This window comes from Pseudomonas sp. Leaf58 (assembly GCF_003627215.1).
Taxonomy (GTDB): Bacteria; Pseudomonadota; Gammaproteobacteria; order Pseudomonadales; family Pseudomonadaceae; genus Aquipseudomonas.
Genome location: NZ_CP032677.1, coordinates 4,925,550 through 4,943,798 on the forward strand (window position 1 = coordinate 4,925,550; position 18,249 = coordinate 4,943,798).

The window sequence follows — 18,249 nt, forward strand, 5'->3', positions numbered from 1 at the left end:
CCTTATCGCCGACAAGCCAGCTCCCACAGGTATCGCGCTGCCTTCGAGAGCTGTGCAATACCTGTGGGAGTTGGCTTGCCGGCGATGAGGCCAGTGCAGGCAATCAATGATTGCGGAATTCGCTATGGCATGCCTTGCACGCAGCCTCGACCTTGTCCATCGGTGCCTTCAATTGCGCGACATCCAGCGGCTGGTTGCGGGTAACATCGACCAGTTCGCCGGTGACGCCTTCCAGCTGCCGGGCCAGGTCATGAAAACGCGCCTGACGCTCCCACACCTCGGCCCGCGCGCTGCTGTCACCGCCATCGCGTACCTGCGGGAAGTGCTGCCAGGGCTGGTGCGAGAGGCTATCAAGATTCAGCGCACCGTCGGCAAACTTCACCCCGTTGAACGGCAACCGGCCACGCAGCATGCCGCCCAAGTCTTCGCTGGTCTTGAGCATATCCTTGAAGATCACCTTGCGCTTGCCCAGCGGCGAATTCGGGTCAACCCGATCGCAGCCACTCAGGGCACCGCCCAGGGCCAGTGCTGCCAGCAGAACAACGGTCAATCGCTTCAACATCACGCTCACTTCGGCCTACGCAAATGGGCGGCCAGTATCGCTGCCCAAGGCCCAAACACCAATAGCCACATAAAAACAGGGGCGAATATTCATGCTCGCCCATGACAGGAATGCATTCATGAAATCTGCCCTGCGCCATCTGGCCTGGACACTCCCAGTGCTGGCTTTGCTGGCCGGCTGCAACGGCGGCGAGAACGCCAAGCCCGAGCCCCATGCCATCGCCACTTACGCCCCGGCCACCTGGAAAGACCTGCCGGCAGTCAGCGATGAGGACCTGCTGGCCGGCTTTTACGCCTGGCGCAGCGGCTGCGAGAAGCTCAAGCGCGACCCGATATGGGCCGCGACCTGCGAAGCAGCTGGCAGCACCACAGCCAGTGCCGCCCAGGTACGCACCTTCCTGGAGCAGAACCTGGAGGTTTACGGCCTGCGGTCTGCCGACAACAACGCCAACGGCCTGATCACCGGCTACTACGAACCGGTCTACCCCGGCAGCCTGAGCCAGTCGAAAACCAACCATGTGGCGGTCTACGGCATCCCCGACGACATGATCGTGGTCGACCTGGCCAGCGTGTATCCCGAACTCAAGGGCAAGCGCCTGCGCGGCCGCCTGGATGGCAGGGTGCTCAAGCCTTACGACACTGCCGAGGTCATCAACCGTGATGGCGTCAAGGCACCCGTACTGGCCTGGCTGACCGACCCGATGGACTTGCAGTTCCTGCAGATCCAGGGTTCGGGCCGGGTACAACTGGAAGACGGCCGCCAGCTACGCCTGGGCTATGCCGACCAAAACGGCCACCCCTATCGGCCGATCGGCCGCTGGCTGGTGGAACAGGGCCAACTGAAGAAGGAGGACGTGAGCATGGGCGCCATTCACACCTGGGCCCAGGCCAACCCGCAGCGCGTGCCGGAACTGCTGGCCAGCAACCCCAGCTATGTGTTCTTCAGCACCCGCCCAGACAGTAACGAAGGCCCGCGCGGCTCGCTGAACGTACCGCTGACCGCTGGTTACAGCGTGGCTATCGACCGCAAGGTGATTCCTTTGGGCAGCCTGCTGTGGCTATCCACCACGCGCCCGGACGGCTCGCCAGTGGTGCGCCCGGTGGCGGCCCAGGACACGGGAGGGGCGATTGCCGGCGAAGTGCGTGCCGACCTGTTCTGGGGTACCGGGCCAGAGGCCGGCGAACTGGCCGGGAACATGAAGCAGCAAGGGCAGATCTGGATGCTGTGGCCCAAGGGCCAGCCGCTGCCTGAGGTGCCCAAGGTTCCCTGACTTTACGCGTACCCGGTAAGAGCGGGTTTACCCGCGAAGAAGACCCACGCGATGCATGGCACCGGCCTTGCCGGTGTTCGCGGCTAAAGCCGCTCCTACAGGGACCGCGCCAGAGCGTTTAGATCGAAACCACAAAGAACGCCACGATTATCGCCGCCCCGGCCAACCACACCAGCGAGCGCAAGGCCGCCCAGTCGGCCAGGTAGCAGATGATGTAGAGCAAGCGGCTGGTGATATACATCACCCCCAGCACATCTTGGGTCACCTGCTCGGCATTGCCGACGATATCCGCCACCAGCACCGCTGCGGCAAACGCCGGAAAGGCTTCATAGCTGTTCTGCTGGGCAGCATGCGCGCGGCGCGGCAGCCCGGACAGCGTGTCGAGGAAAGCACGCGGATCGTGATTGTCCTTCAAGCCAAAACGGCCACTGCTGACTTTGGCGATCAACCCACACAGCGGCGGCAAGAACAGTGCAATCAGGATGCACCACAGGGCAACAGTCATGGACAGGACTCCTTGTTAAGTCTTCAGGTCAAAGCTTCATTACCAGCATGCCGGCCAACACCAGCCCGCAAGCTAGGAGTCTCGGCCCGCCAAAAGGTTCTTTGAGGTAGCGCATGCCCAGCAGCACCACCAAGATCACGCTCAATTCCCGCAGGGCCGCTGCCTCGGCCACCGAGCCCAGGTGCATGGCCCACAGCACCAGGGCGTAACTGAACAGCACGCAGAATCCGACTGCCAGCCCCAGGCGCCACTGGGTTCGCCAGAACAATACGAATGGCGCCCGCCGCGCAACGCAGGCCACCAACGGGAACTGCCAGGCACTGAGCAGGGTAAGCCACACCAGGTAATCCCAGGGTTTGCCCCATAGCCGCACCGCCTGGCCGTCGAACCAGGTGTAGCAACCAATGCACAGGCCTATCAGCGCAACCACTGGCAGCATCGACCAGGGCAGCCGGTCACCGCCACCGCCCTGCCACAACAGGCAGGCCATGCCACAGGGGATCAGCAGGATGCCGATGATCTGCTGCTGGCTCAGCGACTCCCCGGCAAACGCCAAGGTCAACCCCAGTACCACCAGCGGCGACAGCCCGCGCATCAGCGGATAGACCAGCCCCAGGTCGCCCACTCGGTAGGCCTGGATCAGCAAGAAGCGGTACAACTGCTCGGCCAGTGCCGACGCGATCAACCAGGGCCAGATTTGCGCAGGCGGTACCTCGACGAAGGCCACGGCGGCTACCGCGAACACTAAGGCGACCGTATCCATGCTGGCAATGACCAGCAGGCGTTCGCCGCTGAATTTGATCAGGGTGTTCCAGGTCGCGTGCAGCAGGGCGGCGATCAATACCAAGGATGTTGCCAACACGCCTTGTTGTCCTTATGGCTTTTCATGGCTGTGAATATATAGCGTTCGGGGGCCGCTGTGCGGCCCCCTTTATGGGAACGATTGGAACGAATCTGGTCAAACCCTGTGTCCCGAAGCCCTCGCCAGCTCATCAAACAACTGCCCGAGCCATTCGGGTTACGACTTGGAAGCCATTTTTACAGGATTTGGGATGCTTGAATTAGTTGCCGCGTTTATCTGCCTGACCACCCTTCTTACCTACGTCAACTACCGCTTCATCGGCCTGCCTCCCGCCATCGGCGTGATGGTCACGGCCTTGCTGTTTTCGCTGATTTTGCAGGGCCTGAGCTTGATCGGTTTCCCTGGCCTGGAAGAACGGGTCGAAGGCCTGATGAACCAGATCGACTTCAACGACCTGCTGATGCACTGGATGCTGGCGTTCCTGCTGTTTGCCGGCGCCCTGCACGTCAACCTCACCGACCTGCGCAGCTATCGCTGGCCAATCGGCCTGCTGGCCACCGTCGGCGTGCTGATTGCCACCGTGGTCATCGGCTACCTGTCGCACTGGGTGTTTGCCCTGTTCGGCTGGCAGGTGCCGCTGATCTACTGCCTGCTGTTCGGCGCGCTGATCTCGCCCACCGACCCCATTGCCGTGCTCGGCGCGCTGCGCACTGCCAATGCCCCCAAACCGTTGAAAACCACCATCGTCGGCGAGTCGCTGTTCAACGACGGCACGGCAGTGGTGGTGTTCACCGTGTTGCTAGGCATCATCCAGCTGGGCGAAACACCGAGCATGACCGACACGGCGATCCTGTTCGCCCGCGAGGCCATTGGCGGCGTGGTGTTTGGCGGCCTGATCGGCTATGCCACCTACCGCATGATCAAGAGCGTCGAGCAGTACCAGGTAGAGGTGATGCTGACCCTGGCGCTGGTTATCGGTGGCTCGGCCATGTGCTACGAATTGCATGTCTCGGCGCCGATCGCCATGGTGGTGGCCGGCCTGATCATCGGTAACCTGGGGCGCAACCTGGCGATGAACGACATGACCCGCCGCTACATGGACGGTTTCTGGGAGCTGATCGATGACATGCTCAATGCCTTGCTGTTCGCGCTGATCGGCCTGGAGCTGTTGCTGCTGCCGTTCAACTGGATGCACCTGGCGGCGGGCAGCGTGTTGGCACTGGCGGTGCTGTTGTCGCGCTTGCTGACCGTGGCCCCGGCAATCGTGCTGCTGCGCCGCTGGCGCCCGGTGCCCAAAGGCACGGTGCGGGTGCTGACCTGGGGTGGCCTGCGCGGCGGGGTGTCGGTGGCCCTGGCACTGTCGCTGCCACTGGGCGAGGAACGCGACCTGCTACTGTCGATCACCTACATCGTGGTGCTGTCGTCGATTTTGGTGCAGGGGTTGAGCATTGGCCGGGTGGTGCGCAAGGTCAGCGCCCAGCCTTGAGAATACTGGGGCCGCTTTGCGGCCCATTCGCGGGTAAAACCGCTCCTACAGGAGATCGCGTTCCCCTGTAGGAGCGGGTTTACCCGCGAACAGGCCGGACCTGACAACCACGCTCTACTCGACCGCAGTATCCGGGAACTGGTCCTGCACGTACTTGATCTCGGTCCGCCCATGGGCTGCCGGCAAGCCGTCTTCCCCCAGGTTGACGAACACCATCTTGTCGACGGTGAGGATGCTCTTGCGGGTGATCTTGTTACGCACTTCGCACTTGAGAGTGATCGAGGTGCGGCCGAACTCGGTGGCGGTAATCCCCAGTTCGATGATGTCGCCCTGGCGCGATGCGCTGACGAAGTTGATTTCCGACATGTACTTGGTCACCACCCGCTGGTTGCCCAGCTGGACGATGGCGTAGATCGCTGCCTCTTCGTCGATCCAGCGCAGCAGGCTGCCACCGAACAGGGTGCCATTGGGGTTGAGGTCTTCGGGTTTAACCCACTTGCGGGTGTGAAAGTTCATCTGTACTCCTGACCTGCTTGGCTAACGTGTAGCAATGATGGCAGAGCGGCCGCTGTCGCTCCATTGAACATCGACTATCGTCGCGATTAATCGACGGAAAACCTTGGGCAAGCGGGCCGGCGCGGCTATAATCTCCGCCGCTTTACATGGTTGCCCACAGCGGTGCCATGCCCGCCACCTGTCCGAGGGGCGCTGCAGCAGGCTAGGCCTGTCAGGCTCGGATGGGGCGTTGCTCGCTCTCGCGGGCGCTTAACGCACAACGGCGCCCATTCGCACACTACGAATGGAGGCTCTCATGAGCGCTGCAAACATGCCTGCTGGTTTTACCGATTTTAAAGTCGCCGACATCTCCCTGGCCGCCTGGGGCCGTCGCGAAACCATCATCGCCGAATCGGAAATGCCTGCACTGATGGGCCTGCGTCGCAAGTACCTGGCCGAGCAACCGCTCAAGGGTGCGAAGATCCTGGGCTGCATCCACATGACCATCCAAACCGCCGTGCTGATCGAAACCCTGGTTGCCCTGGGTGCCGAAGTGCGCTGGTCGTCCTGCAACATCTTCTCCACCCAGGACCAGGCCGCCGCCTCCATCGCCGCCGCCGGTATCCCGGTGTTCGCCTGGAAAGGTGAAACCGAGGAAGAGTACGAGTGGTGCCTGGAGCAAACCATCCTGAAAGATGGCCAGCCATGGGACGCCAACATGATCCTCGACGACGGTGGCGACCTGACCGAACTGCTGCACAAAAAGTACCCGCAAGTGCTGGAGCGCGTACACGGTGTGACCGAAGAGACCACCACCGGCGTGCACCGCCTGCTGGACATGCTGGCCAAGGGCGAGCTGAAAGTCCCGGCCATCAACGTCAACGACTCGGTTACCAAGAGCAAGAACGACAACAAATACGGCTGCCGTCACAGCCTGAACGACGCCATCAAGCGTGGTACCGACCACCTGCTGTCGGGCAAGCAGGCCCTGGTGATCGGCTACGGTGACGTGGGCAAGGGCTCGGCCCAGTCGCTGCGCCAGGAAGGCATGATCGTCAAGGTCACTGAAGTCGACCCGATCTGCGCCATGCAGGCCTGCATGGACGGTTTCGAAGTGGTTTCGCCGTTCATCGACGGTATCAACAACGGCACCGACGCCAGCATCGACAAGGCCCTGCTGGGCAAGATCGACCTGATCGTGACCACCACTGGTAACGTCAACGTCTGCGACGCCAATATGCTCAAGGCCCTGAAGAAGCGTGCCGTGGTCTGCAACATCGGCCACTTCGACAACGAGATCGACACCGCCTTCATGCGCAAGAACTGGGCATGGGAAGAGGTTAAGCCACAGGTGCACAAGATTCACCGCACCGGCGCTGGCAGCTTCGACCCGCAGAACGACGACTACCTGATCCTGCTGGCCGAAGGCCGCCTGGTCAACCTGGGCAACGCCACTGGCCACCCAAGCCGCATCATGGACGGTTCGTTCGCCAACCAGGTACTGGCACAGATCTTCCTGTTCGAGCAGAAGTTCGCCGACCTGTCGGCCGAGAAGAAAGCCGAGCGCCTGACCGTTGAAGTGCTGCCGAAGAAGCTCGACGAAGAAGTGGCCCTGGAAATGGTCCGCGGCTTCGGCGGCGTAGTCACCCAACTGACCAAGCAGCAAGCCGACTACATCGGCGTGACCGTCGAAGGCCCGTTCAAGCCACACGCTTACCGCTACTAAGCGGCAAGCTTGAAGCTTCAAGCGGCAAGCAAAGGCAGACCATGCCGTTGCCGCTTGCAGCTCAAGCAGCAAAGATCGTGAACGATGCCCAAGCCAGACCGGCCATCACCGATCTGGCTTTTACTTGCAGCTTGCCGCTTGACGCTTGCTGCTAGAGGAACGCCTGATGTCCCAGGAACGCCGTTACAGTTTCGAGTTCTTCCCGACCAAGACCGACGCCGGCCACGAAAAGCTGATGGGCGTCGCCCGCCAGTTGGCCACCTATAACCCGGACTTCTTCTCCTGCACCTACGGTGCCGGTGGCTCGACCCGCGACCGCACGCTGAACACCGTGCTGCAGCTGGAAAGCGAAGTGAAGGTACCCGCCGCACCACACCTGTCGTGCGTCGGCGACACCAAGGCTGAGCTGCGCGCCTTGTTGGCCGAGTACAAGGCTGCCGGCATCAAGCGCATCGTCGCCCTGCGTGGCGACCTGCCCTCCGGCATGGGCATGGCCAGTGGCGAACTGCGCTACGCCAGCGACCTGGTCGAGTTCATCCGCCAGGAAACCGCCGATCACTTCCACCTGGAAGTGGCTGCCTACCCGGAGATGCACCCGCAGGCACGCAACTTCGAGGTTGACCTGGGCAACTTCGTGCACAAGGTCAAGGCTGGTGCCGACAGCGCCATTACCCAGTACTTCTTCAACGCCGACAGCTACTTCTACTTCGTCGAGCGCGCACAGAAGCTGGGCGTGGACATTCCGGTGGTGCCCGGCATCATGCCGATCACCAACTACAGCAAGCTGGCACGTTTCTCCGACGCCTGTGGCGCCGAAATCCCACGCTGGATTCGCAAGCAGCTGGAAGCCTATGCCGACGACACCGCCAGCATTCAGGCATTCGGCGAGGAAGTGATTACCCGCATGTGCGAACAGCTGCTGCAAGGCGGTGCACCGGGCTTGCACTTCTACACCCTGAACCAGGCCGAACCGAGCCTGGCAATCTGGAACAACCTGAAGCTGCCCCGCTGAAATTTTTTGCAAAAGCTGTTTAAGATTTGATTAAGGCTTTGGTCTTAGACTAAAGCCTTATTCATTTCCGAGTTACACAGGTCTTGCCTGCCATGCAGCATTCTCAGCCATCACGGCCACAGCTCATCTACCTCGCGTTTGGCCCGGCGACCTACCATCAGGAAGCCTGCTTCAGCATCGTCAGCGCCCTCGCCCATCTGGGCCCGGCGGCAGCCGACGCCATGGACATCCAGGTCTACACCGATAACGCGCAGCCCTACGCCAAGCTGCCCGTCACCGTCCATCGGCTGGATGAAGCCACGCGCCAGGCATGGAATGCCCCTCACGGTTACCACTTTCGCAGCAAGCATGTACTGTTGCGCCAGGTGCTGCAGCATCACCCGCTGGCAGTACTGATCGACACCGACACCTTCTTCCGCAAGTCGCCACTCGAGCTGTTCGCCCGGGTAGCGCCAGGCCACCTGCTGTGCAATGCCATCGGCGCGCGCTACGGCAGCAACCAAAAGTGCCTGCTGTACAAGAACCTGCTGGCCATCCTCGAATCCCGGGGGCTGGCCGATTGCCAGATGCCGTTGGTCAATTCCGGGGTAATCGGCCTCACGGCTGAAGACGCCAGCACCCTGGACCGCTCCATCGCCATGATGGATGAGTTCCACCCCCTGGCTCGCGAAGCTTATACCCTGGAGGAGTTCTGCCTGGCAGTGGCGGCCTATCGCAACTTGGAGCTGGCTGAATGCACCGATGTCATCCACCACTACTGGAGCCGTAAGGCGCAGTTCCGCGCCAAGATCCAGGCCTGGTTGCGCAAACACGGTGACGACCCACTGGGCCCTGCGGCGCTGGCCGACGTTATCCTGGTCAACGACCAGTTACCACGGCCACCGGCCCTGCAACGCCTGGGCTACAAGGCATTGAGCATGACCCTGCCCGCCCACGAACGCCAATTCGCCCGTGAGCTGCTGTATGGTTGCTACCCTTACCCCAATGAATTCGACCGCGCCTGTGCACCTGCCTGGTGGGACAAGGCCCTGGAAAACCTTAATGCGCGCCACGGCCACATGGAGCCGGAGCAACTGCGCCAGTGCCTGCGCCACCCAGGTTTACGCCTGTCGCTGGGCGAGCGACGCAAGGATATCGAGGCGCATCTGCTGCGAACCTCCCAAGGCTGAGCCCCGCGTAGTAATAGCCTAGGTGGCGATCAGCAACCGCTACACAGGCGACATCGGAAACATTCTCAACGCCGTTGAGCAGCAGGAAAGCAGCACGGCGCGATAGCTCTGTTATACTCGGGCCTTCCCGCCCGGCTCACGCCCGGACGCTCGGCCTCGCAACAGGCATCCCGATCGGCATCGACGCGCCTTCGCGTCCACCTTCCGTTTCCCGGATGTGCAGTGAAAGCCCAGCTGGACCGGACGCGATCGCATCCCATCGATGCCCGTCGCGCCAGGCAGAACATCCCCTACGGGCCCAGCCCACACGAGAACAGGATTGCCCATGTCCTTTGCTTCCCTCGGTCTCTCCGAGGCTCTAGTCCGCGCTATTGAAGCTGCGGGCTATACCCAGCCGACCCCCGTGCAACAGCGGGCGATTCCCGCCGTGTTGCAAGGCCGCGACCTGATGGTCGCCGCACAGACAGGTACTGGTAAAACCGGCGGCTTCGCCTTGCCGATCCTTGAGCGCCTGTTCCCGGCCGGCCATCCCGACAAGTCGCAGCGCCATGGCCCGCGCCAACCTCGCGTACTGGTCCTCACCCCGACCCGCGAACTGGCAGCCCAGGTGCATGACAGTTTCAAGGTCTATGCCCGCGACCTGCCACTGGTCAGTGCCTGCGTCTTCGGCGGTGTCGGCATGAACCCGCAGGTGCAGGCCATTGCCAAGGGTGTTGACGTGCTGGTCGCTTGCCCAGGCCGCCTGCTCGACCTGGCTGGCCAAGGCAAGGTCGACCTGGCCCACGTGGAAATTCTGGTGCTCGACGAAGCCGACCGCATGCTCGACATGGGCTTCATCCACGACGTCAAGAAGGTCCTCGCCCGCCTGCCGGCCAAGCGCCAGAACCTGCTGTTCTCGGCCACCTTCTCCAAGGACATCACCGACCTCGCCGACAAGCTCTTGCACAACCCGGAGCGTATCGAGGTCACCCCGCCGAACACCACCGTCGAGCGTATCGAACAGCGCGTCTACCGCCTGCCTGCCAGCCACAAACGTGCCTTGCTGGCGCACCTGATTACCCTGGGTGCCTGGGAGCAGGTACTGGTGTTCACCCGCACCAAGCACGGCGCCAACCGCCTGGCCGAGTACCTGGAAAAGCACGGCCTGAGCGCCGCCGCTATCCACGGCAACAAGAGCCAGAACGCTCGCACCAAGGCCCTGGCCGACTTCAAGGCCAATAGCGTGCGCGTGCTGGTCGCTACCGACATCGCCGCCCGCGGCCTGGACATCGACCAGTTGCCGCACGTGGTCAACTTCGAGCTGCCAAACGTCGAGGAAGACTACGTCCACCGTATCGGCCGTACAGGCCGCGCCGGTCGTTCGGGCGAAGCAATTTCGCTGGTTGCCCCGGATGAAGAAAAACTGCTCAAGAGCATTGAGCGCGTCACCAAGCAAAAGATTGCCGACGGCGACCTGATGGGCTTCGACGCCAGCCAGGTAGAAGCCGAAAAGCCAGAAGTGCGCGAGCGCCCGCAGAACAACGGCCGTGGCGGTCGCAACCAGCAGCCACGCGGCGAAGGCGGCAAAGACGCCAACGGCGGCCGCAAGGACAAAGGCAAGGATAAAGGCAAGGCCAAGCAGCAAGCTGCGGACAAGCCGGCCGAGAAGGAAAAAAGCGGCGACAAACCGCAGCAGCCGCGCAAGCCGCGTGACAAGAAGCCGCGCCAGCAACAGCAACAGGCCAGCAACAGCAGCGCGCCGAAAGCACCTGCCAATCGCGACCCGGAAGAGTTCCTGGACGACGATGTCGACAACTTTGGTAACCGCGCCGACTATGTCAGCCCATACCAGGGCAAGAACCAAGGCCGTAATCGCCGCCCAGGTGGGGGTGCCGGCCAAGGTCAGGCCCAAGGCACTGGCCAACGCAGCAACGCTGGCGGCCAGGGCCAACAAGCCCGCAGTGGCGGCCAACAGCGCAGTGGCGGCGGCAGTGGTGGTGGCGACAAACGTCCGCCCCGCGCCAACAATGGTGGCGGCGCCCGTCGTGATGGCGGCGCTGGTCGTGGCCGCCCGGCCCGTGACGATGCCGCGGAGCCGGCAGTGCGCAGCCCGCGTCAGCCGCAGAGCCAACCGGTGATCATCCGCAAGGAATCCAAGCTCGATCGTTACCCGACGCCTGAGCAGCTGGATGACCTGCCAAGCCGCCCACGCGGTGAGCGCCCGGCGCTGCTGACCCGCAAGGGGTCATAAAAATACCGAGGGGGCTGCAAAGCAGCCCCCTCGGTATTTCAGCTAAAGAAAATTACTTCTGCTTCACACCTTCAACACTGATATCCAGGTCGAGGGTCTGCGAAGTAGCGCCCGGGCCCTTGATGCCGAAATCGTTCAGGTTCAGCGTAGTGGTGGCGTTGAAACCAGCGCGCTCGCCGCCCCATGGGTCTTTGCCTTCACCGTTGAAGGTGGCCTTGAAGGTGACCGGCTTGGTCACACCGTGCATGGTCAAGTCGCCGGTCACGTCAGCCGTCTTGTCGCCAGTCGACTTGACGCTGGTGGAGACGAATTTGGCTTCCGGGTACTTCTTCACATCCAGGAAGTCTTTGCTGGCGATGTGCTTGTCACGCTCGGCGTGGTTCGACCACAGGCTGGCGGTTTTCAGGTCGACGGTGATCTTGCTGGCTTCAGGCTTGGCGCTGTCCCAGGTGAAGTTGCCGTCGAAGTCCTTGAAGGTACCGTGGATGAAGCTGTAGCCCAGGTGGCTGATCTTCCAGTCAACGAACGCGTGCTGGCCTTCCTTGTCGATCTTGTACTCAGCAGCCATTGCCTGGCCAGCGGAGAGCAGAGCGGTACCGAGCGCCAGAGCGGCAAAAGTCTTTTTCAACATCCTTACTTCCTTCCTATGCAATTGAGTTGAGAGTCAAGCTTTGCGGCCCAACATTCGGGTCAGGGTCGCGTCACGGTCGATGAAATGGTGCTTGAGCGCCGCCAAAGCATGTAACACGGCAAAAATCACCAAGCCCCATGCCAGCCAGAGATGAATCACCCCAGCCAGGTCTGCCTGGTCGGGCAGGTCGCTGACCAGTGCCGGTACTTCGAACAAGCCGAAGACCGGAATGCCGACGCCGTCGGCGGTGGAGATCAGGTACCCGGCAAGCATTACTGCAAACAAGCCGACATACAGGGCCAGGTGGCCCAGCTTGGCCGCCAGACGGGTGAATGCGCCGTGGTTGGCCGGTGCTGGTGGAGGCGGGCTGAAGAAGCGCCAGACCACCCGCAGCAGCATCACTGCCAGCAGCACCAGGCCGATGCTCTTGTGCAGGTCTGGGCCGGCTTTGCGCCAAGGGCTGTAGTAGTCGAGGTCGACCATCCACAGGCCCAGGCCGAACAGGCCGAAGACTGCCAGAGCCACGCCCCAGTGCAGGACGATGCTGACCACGCCGTAGCGAGAAGGTGAATTGCGGAGCTGCATGTTGACGTGTTCCCCGTGAAAGCTGTGCACAGACTAACGCGTAACGTATCGAATAAAAGCGGAAAAAATTGCTTCGGATTATCGAGAAATCCGATATGTATTGTCTAAGCTTCCCATTAAGGAAACATTAACGATAGTCGGGGAGTGGGTGGTTGTCAGTGTCGGCCTCTTCGCGGGTTAACCCGCGAAGAGGCCGGTACAACCAATGAATCAACCCGCCTTGGCCTGGGTATTGGCCACGGCTTTCTTGGCCGGTTCGGACTTGGCGGTAGACTTCTTGGTTTCGGCAGGCTTGTGCGCCGGTTTGTGCGCCGGCGCATGCTTGGCTGGTGCAGCCTTGGTCGCTGCCGGCTTGACCGGAGTTTCCTTGGCAACAGGCGCTACCGGGGCGGGTGCAGCTTGTGGTGCAGGTGCAGGTGCTGGCACCACTTCCTCAGTCTTGGCAATTGGTGCAGCCTTCACTTCCGGCTTGTCCGCCCCACCAAACAGGCGCGAGAAGAACCCTGGCTTGTCCTGCTTGGCCTCATCGGCCTTGTTCGGCTCGGCCTTGACCGGTGCCTTGTCACCCTTGTCGGCAGCCCCCCCGAACAGGTTGGAGAAGAACCCACCCTTGCTCTGCTTGGCCGCTACAGCGCCAGCCGCTGCCGCCGCCACCGGGGCGGCCTTGGCCGGGTCGAACGACTTGCCGGCCAGCAGGTCCTGCACTTGGCTGGCCGCCCGCTGGCCACTGCGCAGGGCACCTTCCAAGGTACCAGGGTAGAGGGCGTCGGTATGTTCACCGGCAAAGGTGATACGCTGCACTGGGCGCTCCCACAGGCGCCAGTACTTGCTGATCTGCCCCGGGCCGTAGGCCAGGTAGGCGCCGCCGGTACCGGCGTCGGTGCTGTAGCGCTTGACCTCATAGCCGGTAAACGAGCCGCGGGCCTGGGGGTAGAATGCATGCAGGCGGATAAGCACCTGGTCGACCATCTGCTTGTCGCCAAATGCCTGCAGCAGGCGGGCGTTATCACCCGACAGGTTGATCACCACGTTGGCGCCACCCTTGAGCGCCGGCTCGATCCACAGCATGCCCAAACCAGCGTTGCTGAAGATTTCGCCCGACATGCGCGCGCGGCTTTCCCATACCGGCTTCTTGAACTTCAGCATCAGCTGGTCGCGCCAGCCATAGTTGGTACCTTTCAACGCCGCCAAGTGCTGGCTGTCCAGGCCTGGGGTCATCTGAATTTTGGCCAGGGCGCGCAGCGGCACAGCCATGACCAGGTAATCCGCCTGGTAACCGACACTACCGACCTTGACCGTGACACCGTCCTTGTCCTGGACAATGGCGGTCACCGGCGAGTTGGTCTTGATGGTCTTCAGTTGCTTGACGAAAGCCTGGGCCAGTACCGGGCTGCCGCCAGGCAGGCGCGCGGCACGTAGGTCACGGTCGCTGACGCCGCGGTACACGCGGTTCTGCTGGGCGAAATACAGCAGCGACAGGCGCGATGGCTCATCGTAGCGGGTACGGATCTGCTGGTTGACCAACTGACGGGCAGTGGCCGGCAGTTGCAGCTTGTCCAGCCAGTTGGAAACGTTGATCTGATCGAGGGCGAACAGCGTGCTGTTTGCCTGCGGGTTCAGCGGGTCATCGATGGAGCGGGCCAGGTCGTCGAGGGTTTTTTCGTAACGCTTGAGCGCCTCGGCGGTGGCCGGCTGCTTGGTGGCCAGGTCGGCGGCGCTGAAATACTCACCGTCGATCAGGTAACCGGGGGTGCGCACGAACTCTGGCGCTGGCAGTGTTTCAAGCTTGAAACGGTCGAGGTACTGGTTGAGTACCGGCTGCGCCTTGGCGTTGCCGATCCACTCGCTGGTGGCCAGGCCCGAACGCCCGCCCATGCCCGCCTTGGCTTCCAGCAGCGTCACCTGCCAGCCTTTGTTCTGCAGCTCGTAGGCAGCCGTCAGGCCGGCCAAGCCGCCCCCCACCACAATTGCCGAGGGCGTTTTGTCCTTTGCCAGCGCGACGCCGCTGGACACACCAATCAATACTAACGCGCACAGGCGCACCCAAGCAGCAGCCATGTTGGCGGACTCCGAGTCAGGGGTTACAGAAACGGGGAGAGGCAGGAATGCCCCGGGAGAGATGCGTTAAGAATACGTCAGGTGCGGCGGCCCTGCCAGCGCAGTGACATCAAGTCCCTTTGGCAACTGACATTTTTGCCAGTAGCACTGTCACATGGCGGCAGGCCAAGCTGGAGAAGATGGCCTGAGGCCCACCGGGAGGGCATGCGCATGATCTTCGAGGAGCATTTCCAGCACGTCGAACGGCAGTATCTGTGGCACAAGCAAACATTACGCACGGCCTCCGGCCTGAGCATCCGCTCCAACAGCACGTCATGGGCCGGTTTTCATGAAGCGTTCAAGGGCGAGGACGGTACCGAACTGGTCATCGGCGAGCACAGTGACGTGGAAATCGCCTTCACCCAGGAGGTCGAGCGCCTGCGCCTGGAATACTACGTGGTCAGCGACTTTCTCTGCGACGACCTGCACATGCTGTTCGATGCCGAAAATTTCGACTGCGACCTGGTCGCCCCGGTTGCGCGCAACTTCTACTGGCTCACGGTGGAGGGCAGCGGTTTTCGCAACCTGCGCCCGGGCCCCATCGCCACCCACCCCTACCACCAGGTAATCGATGGGCCGTTCCGCCGCCTGACCATCTCCACCGCGCAAGCCGGCACCGTGCATATCCGCAAGCTCGAATGGACCGGCACCCATCGCCATTGAACGGCAGCGGTTGTCCTGCCCTGCGGCATTGCTTAGGCTTACGCGGTCGAACCACGCCGTAAAGCCAGGAGAAGTGCCCATGGGCCTCAATGATCAGTGGATGCAACGCGACCTCAAGGTCCTGTGGCACCCCTGCACCCAGATGAAAGACCACGAGCAGCTGCCGCTGATCCCGATCAAGCGCGGCGACGGTGTGTGGCTGGAAGACTTCGAAGGCAAGCGCTACCTGGATGCGGTGAGCAGCTGGTGGGTCAACGTGTTCGGCCATGCCAACCCGCGCATCAACCAGCGCATCAAAGACCAGGTTGACCAGTTGGAACACGTGATTCTGGCCGGTTTCAGCCACCAGCCGGTGATCGAGCTGTCCGAGCGCCTGGTGGCCATGACCCCGGCCGGGCTGGACCGGGTGTTTTATGCCGACAACGGCTCGTCGTGCATCGAAGTGGCACTGAAGATGAGCTTTCACTACTGGCAGAACGTCGGCCAACCGGGCAAGAAGCGCTTCGTTACCCTGACCAACAGCTACCACGGTGAAACCATTGCCGCCATGTCGGTCGGCGATGTGCCGCTGTTCACCGAAACCTACAAGGCGCTGTTGCTCGACACCCTCAAGGTGCCCAGCCCCGACTGCTACTTGCGCCCGGAGGGCATGAGCTGGGAAGAGCACTCGCGCAACATGTTCCAGGCCATGGAGCAAACCCTGGCCGAGCACCACGCCTCGATCAGCGCCGTGATCGTCGAGCCGCTGATCCAAGGTGCCGGCGGCATGCGCATGTATCACCCGGTGTACCTCAAGCTGCTGCGCGAGGCCTGCGACCGTTATGAAGTGCACCTGATCCACGACGAAATCGCCGTGGGCTTTGGCCGCACCGGGACGATGTTCGCCTGCGAACAGGCCGGCATCCGCCCGGACTTCCTGTGCTTGTCCAAGGCCTTGACCGGCGGCTACCTGCCGCTGGCCGCATGCCTGACCACCGACAAGGTGTACCAGGCGTTCTACGATGACTACCCAACCCTGCGCGCGTTCCTGCATTCGCACAGCTACACCGGCAACCCACTGGCGTGCGCCGCGGCCCTGGCAACCCTGGATATCTTCGAGCAGGACAACGTGATCGAGGCCAACAAGGCCCTGGCCACGCGCATGGCCAGCGCCACCGCGCACCTGGCCGATCATGCACATGTGGCAGAAATCCGCCAAACTGGCATGGCCTTGGCCATCGAGATGGTTCAGGACAAGGCCGGCAAGGTTGCCTACCCCTGGCAAGAGCGCCGTGGCTTGAAGGTGTTCGAGCATGCGCTGACCCGCGGCGCCCTGCTGCGCCCGCTGGGCAGCGTGGTGTACTTCCTGCCGCCGTACGTGATCACGCCGGAGCAGATCGACTTCCTCGCCGAAGTGGCCAGCGAAGGCATCGACATCGCCACCCGCGATAGCGTCAGCGTGGCCGTACCGGCCAACTTCCACCCCGACTTCCGCGACCCGGGCTAGGCCCGATAGTTCGCCACACCACTTCCCCTGTGGGAGCGGGCACGCCCGCTCCCACAGGGGATATGCGTCTCACTTTTACCGAGCAAACCCATGAGACTGTCCCGCTTCTTCATCGACGCCCCCCTGAGCCTTGGCGAGCATGACCTGCCCGAGGCCCAGGCCCACTACATTGGCCGCGTGCTGCGCATGGCCCCCGGCGACGCCGTGCAGCTGTTCGACGGCAGCGGCCAGGAATACCTCGGCCAGTTGCTCGAAGTGGGCAAGAAAACCGTACGCGTCAGCCTCGACCAGGCCCTGGCCGGCCAGGCCGATTCACCGCTGCACGTCCACCTCGGCCAAGGCCTGTCGCGTGGCGAGCGCATGGACTGGGCGATTCAGAAGGCTACCGAACTGGGCGCCAACGAAATCACCCCGATCGTCAGCGAACGCTGCGAAGTGCGGCTAAAAGATGAACGCGCCGACAAGCGCCTGGCCCACTGGCGCCAGGTGGCGATCAGTGCTTGCGAACAATGCGGCCGCTCGACCTTGCCGGTCATCCACCCGCCGGTGACCTTGGCCGAATGGCTGAATAGCAGCAAAGCCGACCTGAAGTTGGTCCTGCACCCTGTCGCCGAACCGCTCACCAGCCATGACAAGCCTGCCACCCTGGCCTTCCTGATCGGCCCGGAAGGCGGCTTGAGCGAGGCGGAGGTCGACCAGGCTAAAGCCGCCGGCTACCACGCCGCACGCCTCGGCCCACGCGTGCTGCGCACCGAAACCGCGCCGGTGGTGGCGCTGTCGGTAGCACAGCAATTGTGGGGCGATTTTTAACTAGCGCACGTAAAGCGACACTGCAACGAAGTGCAGCAGGCTGCCGACAATCACGAATAGGTGCCAAATGCCGTGCGCGTGGCGCAAGCGGCTGTCCAGGGCGAAAAAGATGATGCCGACGGTGTAGAACACGCCGCCGGCGGCAAGCCAGGCAAAGCCGGCAGTGCCCAGGGAGTGCAGCAGCGGCTTGACCGCGACCAGCACGATCCAGCCCATCACCGCGTAGATGATGATCGACAGCACCCGCGCCTCGGAGCGCGGCTTGATCTCTTGCAGCATGCCGATCACCGCCAGCCCCCAGACCCCACCAAACAGGCTCCAGCCCCAAAGGCCGCGCAGGCTGACCAGGCAAAACGGCGTGTAGCTTCCGGCGATCAGTAGGTAGATCGACAGGTGATCGAGCTTGCGCATGATCACCTTCGCCCGCCCGCGAGTGCTGTGGTAAAGGGTGGAAATGCTGTACAGCAACAGCAGCGTGCTGCCGTAGATGGAGAAACTGACGATCTTCCATGGATCGCCTTGCAGGCCCGCGGTTACGATCAGCCAGATAGCACCGATACAGGCCAGAACAGCACCGACCAGGTGGGTCCAGGCGTTAAAGCGTTCACCGTAGTACATGCAAACACAGACCTCCTTGGGGTGGGCTGGGTTCCTAATGATGCAGATGGCCTCTTCGCGGGTAAACCCGCGCCTACAACGGGGCGCGTAATCATTGTAGGA

General features: G+C 62.4%; 17 protein-coding genes and 1 riboswitch. Of the genes, 9 read left to right on the top strand and 8 right to left on the bottom strand.

Translation table 11 applies throughout. The features are described 5' to 3' along the window. Nucleotides 1-103: 103 nt before the first annotated feature. Nucleotides 104-562, bottom strand: coding sequence for a cytochrome c (locus DV532_RS22880; RefSeq protein ID WP_056794568.1), 459 nt, complete (start codon nt 560-562; stop codon nt 104-106). 118 nt (nt 563-680) lie between these two features. On the opposite strand from DV532_RS22880, the gene DV532_RS22885 reads away from it, so the two are divergent. Beyond that, the gene (locus tag DV532_RS22885; RefSeq protein WP_056794567.1) at nt 681-1,832 is read left to right on the top strand and encodes a murein transglycosylase A; all 1,152 of its coding nucleotides are present in this window, start codon (nt 681-683) and stop codon (nt 1,830-1,832) included. Nucleotides 1,833-1,950: 118 nt separating this feature from the next. Here DV532_RS22885 and DV532_RS22890 read toward each other — a convergent pair whose 3' ends face one another. After that, nucleotides 1,951-2,337 carry an MAPEG family protein gene (locus tag DV532_RS22890; protein WP_056794565.1) on the bottom strand — a complete coding sequence of 129 codons (387 nt, stop codon included), beginning with the start codon at nt 2,335-2,337 and terminating at the stop codon, nt 1,951-1,953. Between the two features lie 28 nt (nt 2,338-2,365). Beyond that, nucleotides 2,366-3,199, bottom strand: a complete 834-nt coding sequence (locus DV532_RS22895; protein WP_056794563.1) for an EamA family transporter — start codon at nt 3,197-3,199, stop codon at nt 2,366-2,368. Nucleotides 3,200-3,389: 190 nt separating this feature from the next. On the opposite strand from DV532_RS22895, the gene DV532_RS22900 reads away from it, so the two are divergent. Then, the gene (locus tag DV532_RS22900) at nt 3,390-4,625 is read left to right on the top strand and encodes a sodium:proton antiporter (RefSeq protein WP_056794561.1); all 1,236 of its coding nucleotides are present in this window, start codon (nt 3,390-3,392) and stop codon (nt 4,623-4,625) included. A gap of 114 nt (nt 4,626-4,739) precedes the next feature. Here DV532_RS22900 and DV532_RS22905 read toward each other — a convergent pair whose 3' ends face one another. Then, a complete protein-coding gene (locus DV532_RS22905) occupies nt 4,740-5,141 on the bottom strand; it encodes an acyl-CoA thioesterase (RefSeq protein ID WP_056794559.1) in 402 nt (133 codons plus the stop codon). Between the two features lie 178 nt (nt 5,142-5,319). Continuing rightward, nucleotides 5,320-5,416: riboswitch (S-adenosyl-L-homocysteine riboswitch) on the top strand. Between the two features lie 20 nt (nt 5,417-5,436). Between DV532_RS22905 and ahcY the strand changes: the two genes are divergently transcribed. The 4 genes from ahcY (at nt 5,437) to DV532_RS22930 (ending at nt 11,257) form a co-directional block, all read left to right on the top strand. Then, nucleotides 5,437-6,846: an adenosylhomocysteinase gene (gene ahcY / locus DV532_RS22910; protein ID WP_056794555.1), complete on the top strand. Its 1,410-nt coding sequence runs from the start codon at nt 5,437-5,439 to the stop codon at nt 6,844-6,846. A 166-nt stretch (nt 6,847-7,012) separates the two neighbouring features. Further along, nucleotides 7,013-7,858: a methylenetetrahydrofolate reductase [NAD(P)H] gene (gene metF / locus DV532_RS22915; protein ID WP_056794554.1), complete on the top strand. Its 846-nt coding sequence runs from the start codon at nt 7,013-7,015 to the stop codon at nt 7,856-7,858. Nucleotides 7,859-7,950: 92 nt separating this feature from the next. Further along, nucleotides 7,951-9,027 (top strand): hypothetical protein, encoded by a 1,077-nt coding sequence (locus DV532_RS22920; protein ID WP_056794552.1) that lies wholly within the window; start codon nt 7,951-7,953, stop codon nt 9,025-9,027. Nucleotides 9,028-9,352: 325 nt separating this feature from the next. Further along, on the top strand, nt 9,353-11,257 hold the full coding sequence (locus DV532_RS22930) for a DEAD/DEAH box helicase (RefSeq protein ID WP_056794550.1): 1,905 nt from the start codon (nt 9,353-9,355) through the stop codon (nt 11,255-11,257). Between the two features lie 52 nt (nt 11,258-11,309). On the opposite strand, the gene DV532_RS22935 is transcribed toward DV532_RS22930, so the two are convergent. The 3 genes from DV532_RS22935 to DV532_RS22945 form a co-directional block, all read right to left on the bottom strand. Beyond that, nucleotides 11,310-11,888 (bottom strand): YceI family protein, encoded by a 579-nt coding sequence (locus tag DV532_RS22935; protein WP_056794548.1) that lies wholly within the window; start codon nt 11,886-11,888, stop codon nt 11,310-11,312. A 33-nt stretch (nt 11,889-11,921) separates the two neighbouring features. Continuing rightward, nucleotides 11,922-12,473 (bottom strand): cytochrome b, encoded by a 552-nt coding sequence (locus DV532_RS22940; protein WP_056794546.1) that lies wholly within the window; start codon nt 12,471-12,473, stop codon nt 11,922-11,924. Nucleotides 12,474-12,683: 210 nt separating this feature from the next. Then, on the bottom strand, nt 12,684-14,531 hold the full coding sequence (locus DV532_RS22945; RefSeq protein WP_056794544.1) for a flavin monoamine oxidase family protein: 1,848 nt from the start codon (nt 14,529-14,531) through the stop codon (nt 12,684-12,686). Between the two features lie 210 nt (nt 14,532-14,741). Between DV532_RS22945 and DV532_RS22950 the strand changes: the two genes are divergently transcribed. The 3 genes from DV532_RS22950 to DV532_RS22960 all read left to right on the top strand — a co-directional run bounded on the left by DV532_RS22950 (nt 14,742) and on the right by DV532_RS22960 (nt 17,529). After that, complete coding sequence (locus DV532_RS22950; protein WP_056796642.1) at nt 14,742-15,233, top strand: hypothetical protein; 492 nt, start codon at nt 14,742-14,744, stop codon at nt 15,231-15,233. Nucleotides 15,234-15,312: 79 nt separating this feature from the next. Continuing rightward, a complete protein-coding gene (locus DV532_RS22955; protein ID WP_056794540.1) occupies nt 15,313-16,719 on the top strand; it encodes an adenosylmethionine--8-amino-7-oxononanoate transaminase in 1,407 nt (468 codons plus the stop codon). Between the two features lie 90 nt (nt 16,720-16,809). Beyond that, nucleotides 16,810-17,529, top strand: a complete 720-nt coding sequence (locus DV532_RS22960) for a 16S rRNA (uracil(1498)-N(3))-methyltransferase (RefSeq protein ID WP_056794539.1) — start codon at nt 16,810-16,812, stop codon at nt 17,527-17,529. On the opposite strand, the gene DV532_RS22965 is transcribed toward DV532_RS22960, so the two are convergent. Then, complete coding sequence (locus DV532_RS22965) at nt 17,530-18,147, bottom strand: hemolysin III family protein (RefSeq protein WP_056794536.1); 618 nt, start codon at nt 18,145-18,147, stop codon at nt 17,530-17,532. It abuts the gene before it with no gap. Nucleotides 18,148-18,249 lie beyond the last annotated feature (102 nt).

Bases quoted from the DNA above. Each gene is read 5' to 3' on its own strand.
- DV532_RS22930 (WP_056794550.1), top strand. From the start codon at position 9,353: ATGTCCTTTGCTTCCCTCGGTCTCTCCGAGGCTCTAGTCCGCGCTATT.
- DV532_RS22920 (WP_056794552.1), top strand. From the start codon at position 7,951: ATGCAGCATTCTCAGCCATCACGGCCACAGCTCATCTACCTCGCGTTT.
- DV532_RS22885 (WP_056794567.1), top strand. From the start codon at position 681: ATGAAATCTGCCCTGCGCCATCTGGCCTGGACACTCCCAGTGCTGGCT.
- DV532_RS22960 (WP_056794539.1), top strand. From the start codon at position 16,810: ATGAGACTGTCCCGCTTCTTCATCGACGCCCCCCTGAGCCTTGGCGAG.
- ahcY (WP_056794555.1), top strand. From the start codon at position 5,437: ATGAGCGCTGCAAACATGCCTGCTGGTTTTACCGATTTTAAAGTCGCC.
- DV532_RS22935 (WP_056794548.1), bottom strand. From the start codon at position 11,888: ATGTTGAAAAAGACTTTTGCCGCTCTGGCGCTCGGTACCGCTCTGCTC.
- DV532_RS22945 (WP_056794544.1), bottom strand. From the start codon at position 14,531: ATGGCTGCTGCTTGGGTGCGCCTGTGCGCGTTAGTATTGATTGGTGTG.
- DV532_RS22880 (WP_056794568.1), bottom strand. From the start codon at position 562: ATGTTGAAGCGATTGACCGTTGTTCTGCTGGCAGCACTGGCCCTGGGC.
- DV532_RS22890 (WP_056794565.1), bottom strand. From the start codon at position 2,337: ATGACTGTTGCCCTGTGGTGCATCCTGATTGCACTGTTCTTGCCGCCG.
- DV532_RS22900 (WP_056794561.1), top strand. From the start codon at position 3,390: ATGCTTGAATTAGTTGCCGCGTTTATCTGCCTGACCACCCTTCTTACC.
- DV532_RS22940 (WP_056794546.1), bottom strand. From the start codon at position 12,473: ATGCAGCTCCGCAATTCACCTTCTCGCTACGGCGTGGTCAGCATCGTC.
- DV532_RS22955 (WP_056794540.1), top strand. From the start codon at position 15,313: ATGGGCCTCAATGATCAGTGGATGCAACGCGACCTCAAGGTCCTGTGG.
- DV532_RS22950 (WP_056796642.1), top strand. From the start codon at position 14,742: ATGATCTTCGAGGAGCATTTCCAGCACGTCGAACGGCAGTATCTGTGG.
- DV532_RS22965 (WP_056794536.1), bottom strand. From the start codon at position 18,147: ATGTACTACGGTGAACGCTTTAACGCCTGGACCCACCTGGTCGGTGCT.
- metF (WP_056794554.1), top strand. From the start codon at position 7,013: ATGTCCCAGGAACGCCGTTACAGTTTCGAGTTCTTCCCGACCAAGACC.
- DV532_RS22905 (WP_056794559.1), bottom strand. From the start codon at position 5,141: ATGAACTTTCACACCCGCAAGTGGGTTAAACCCGAAGACCTCAACCCC.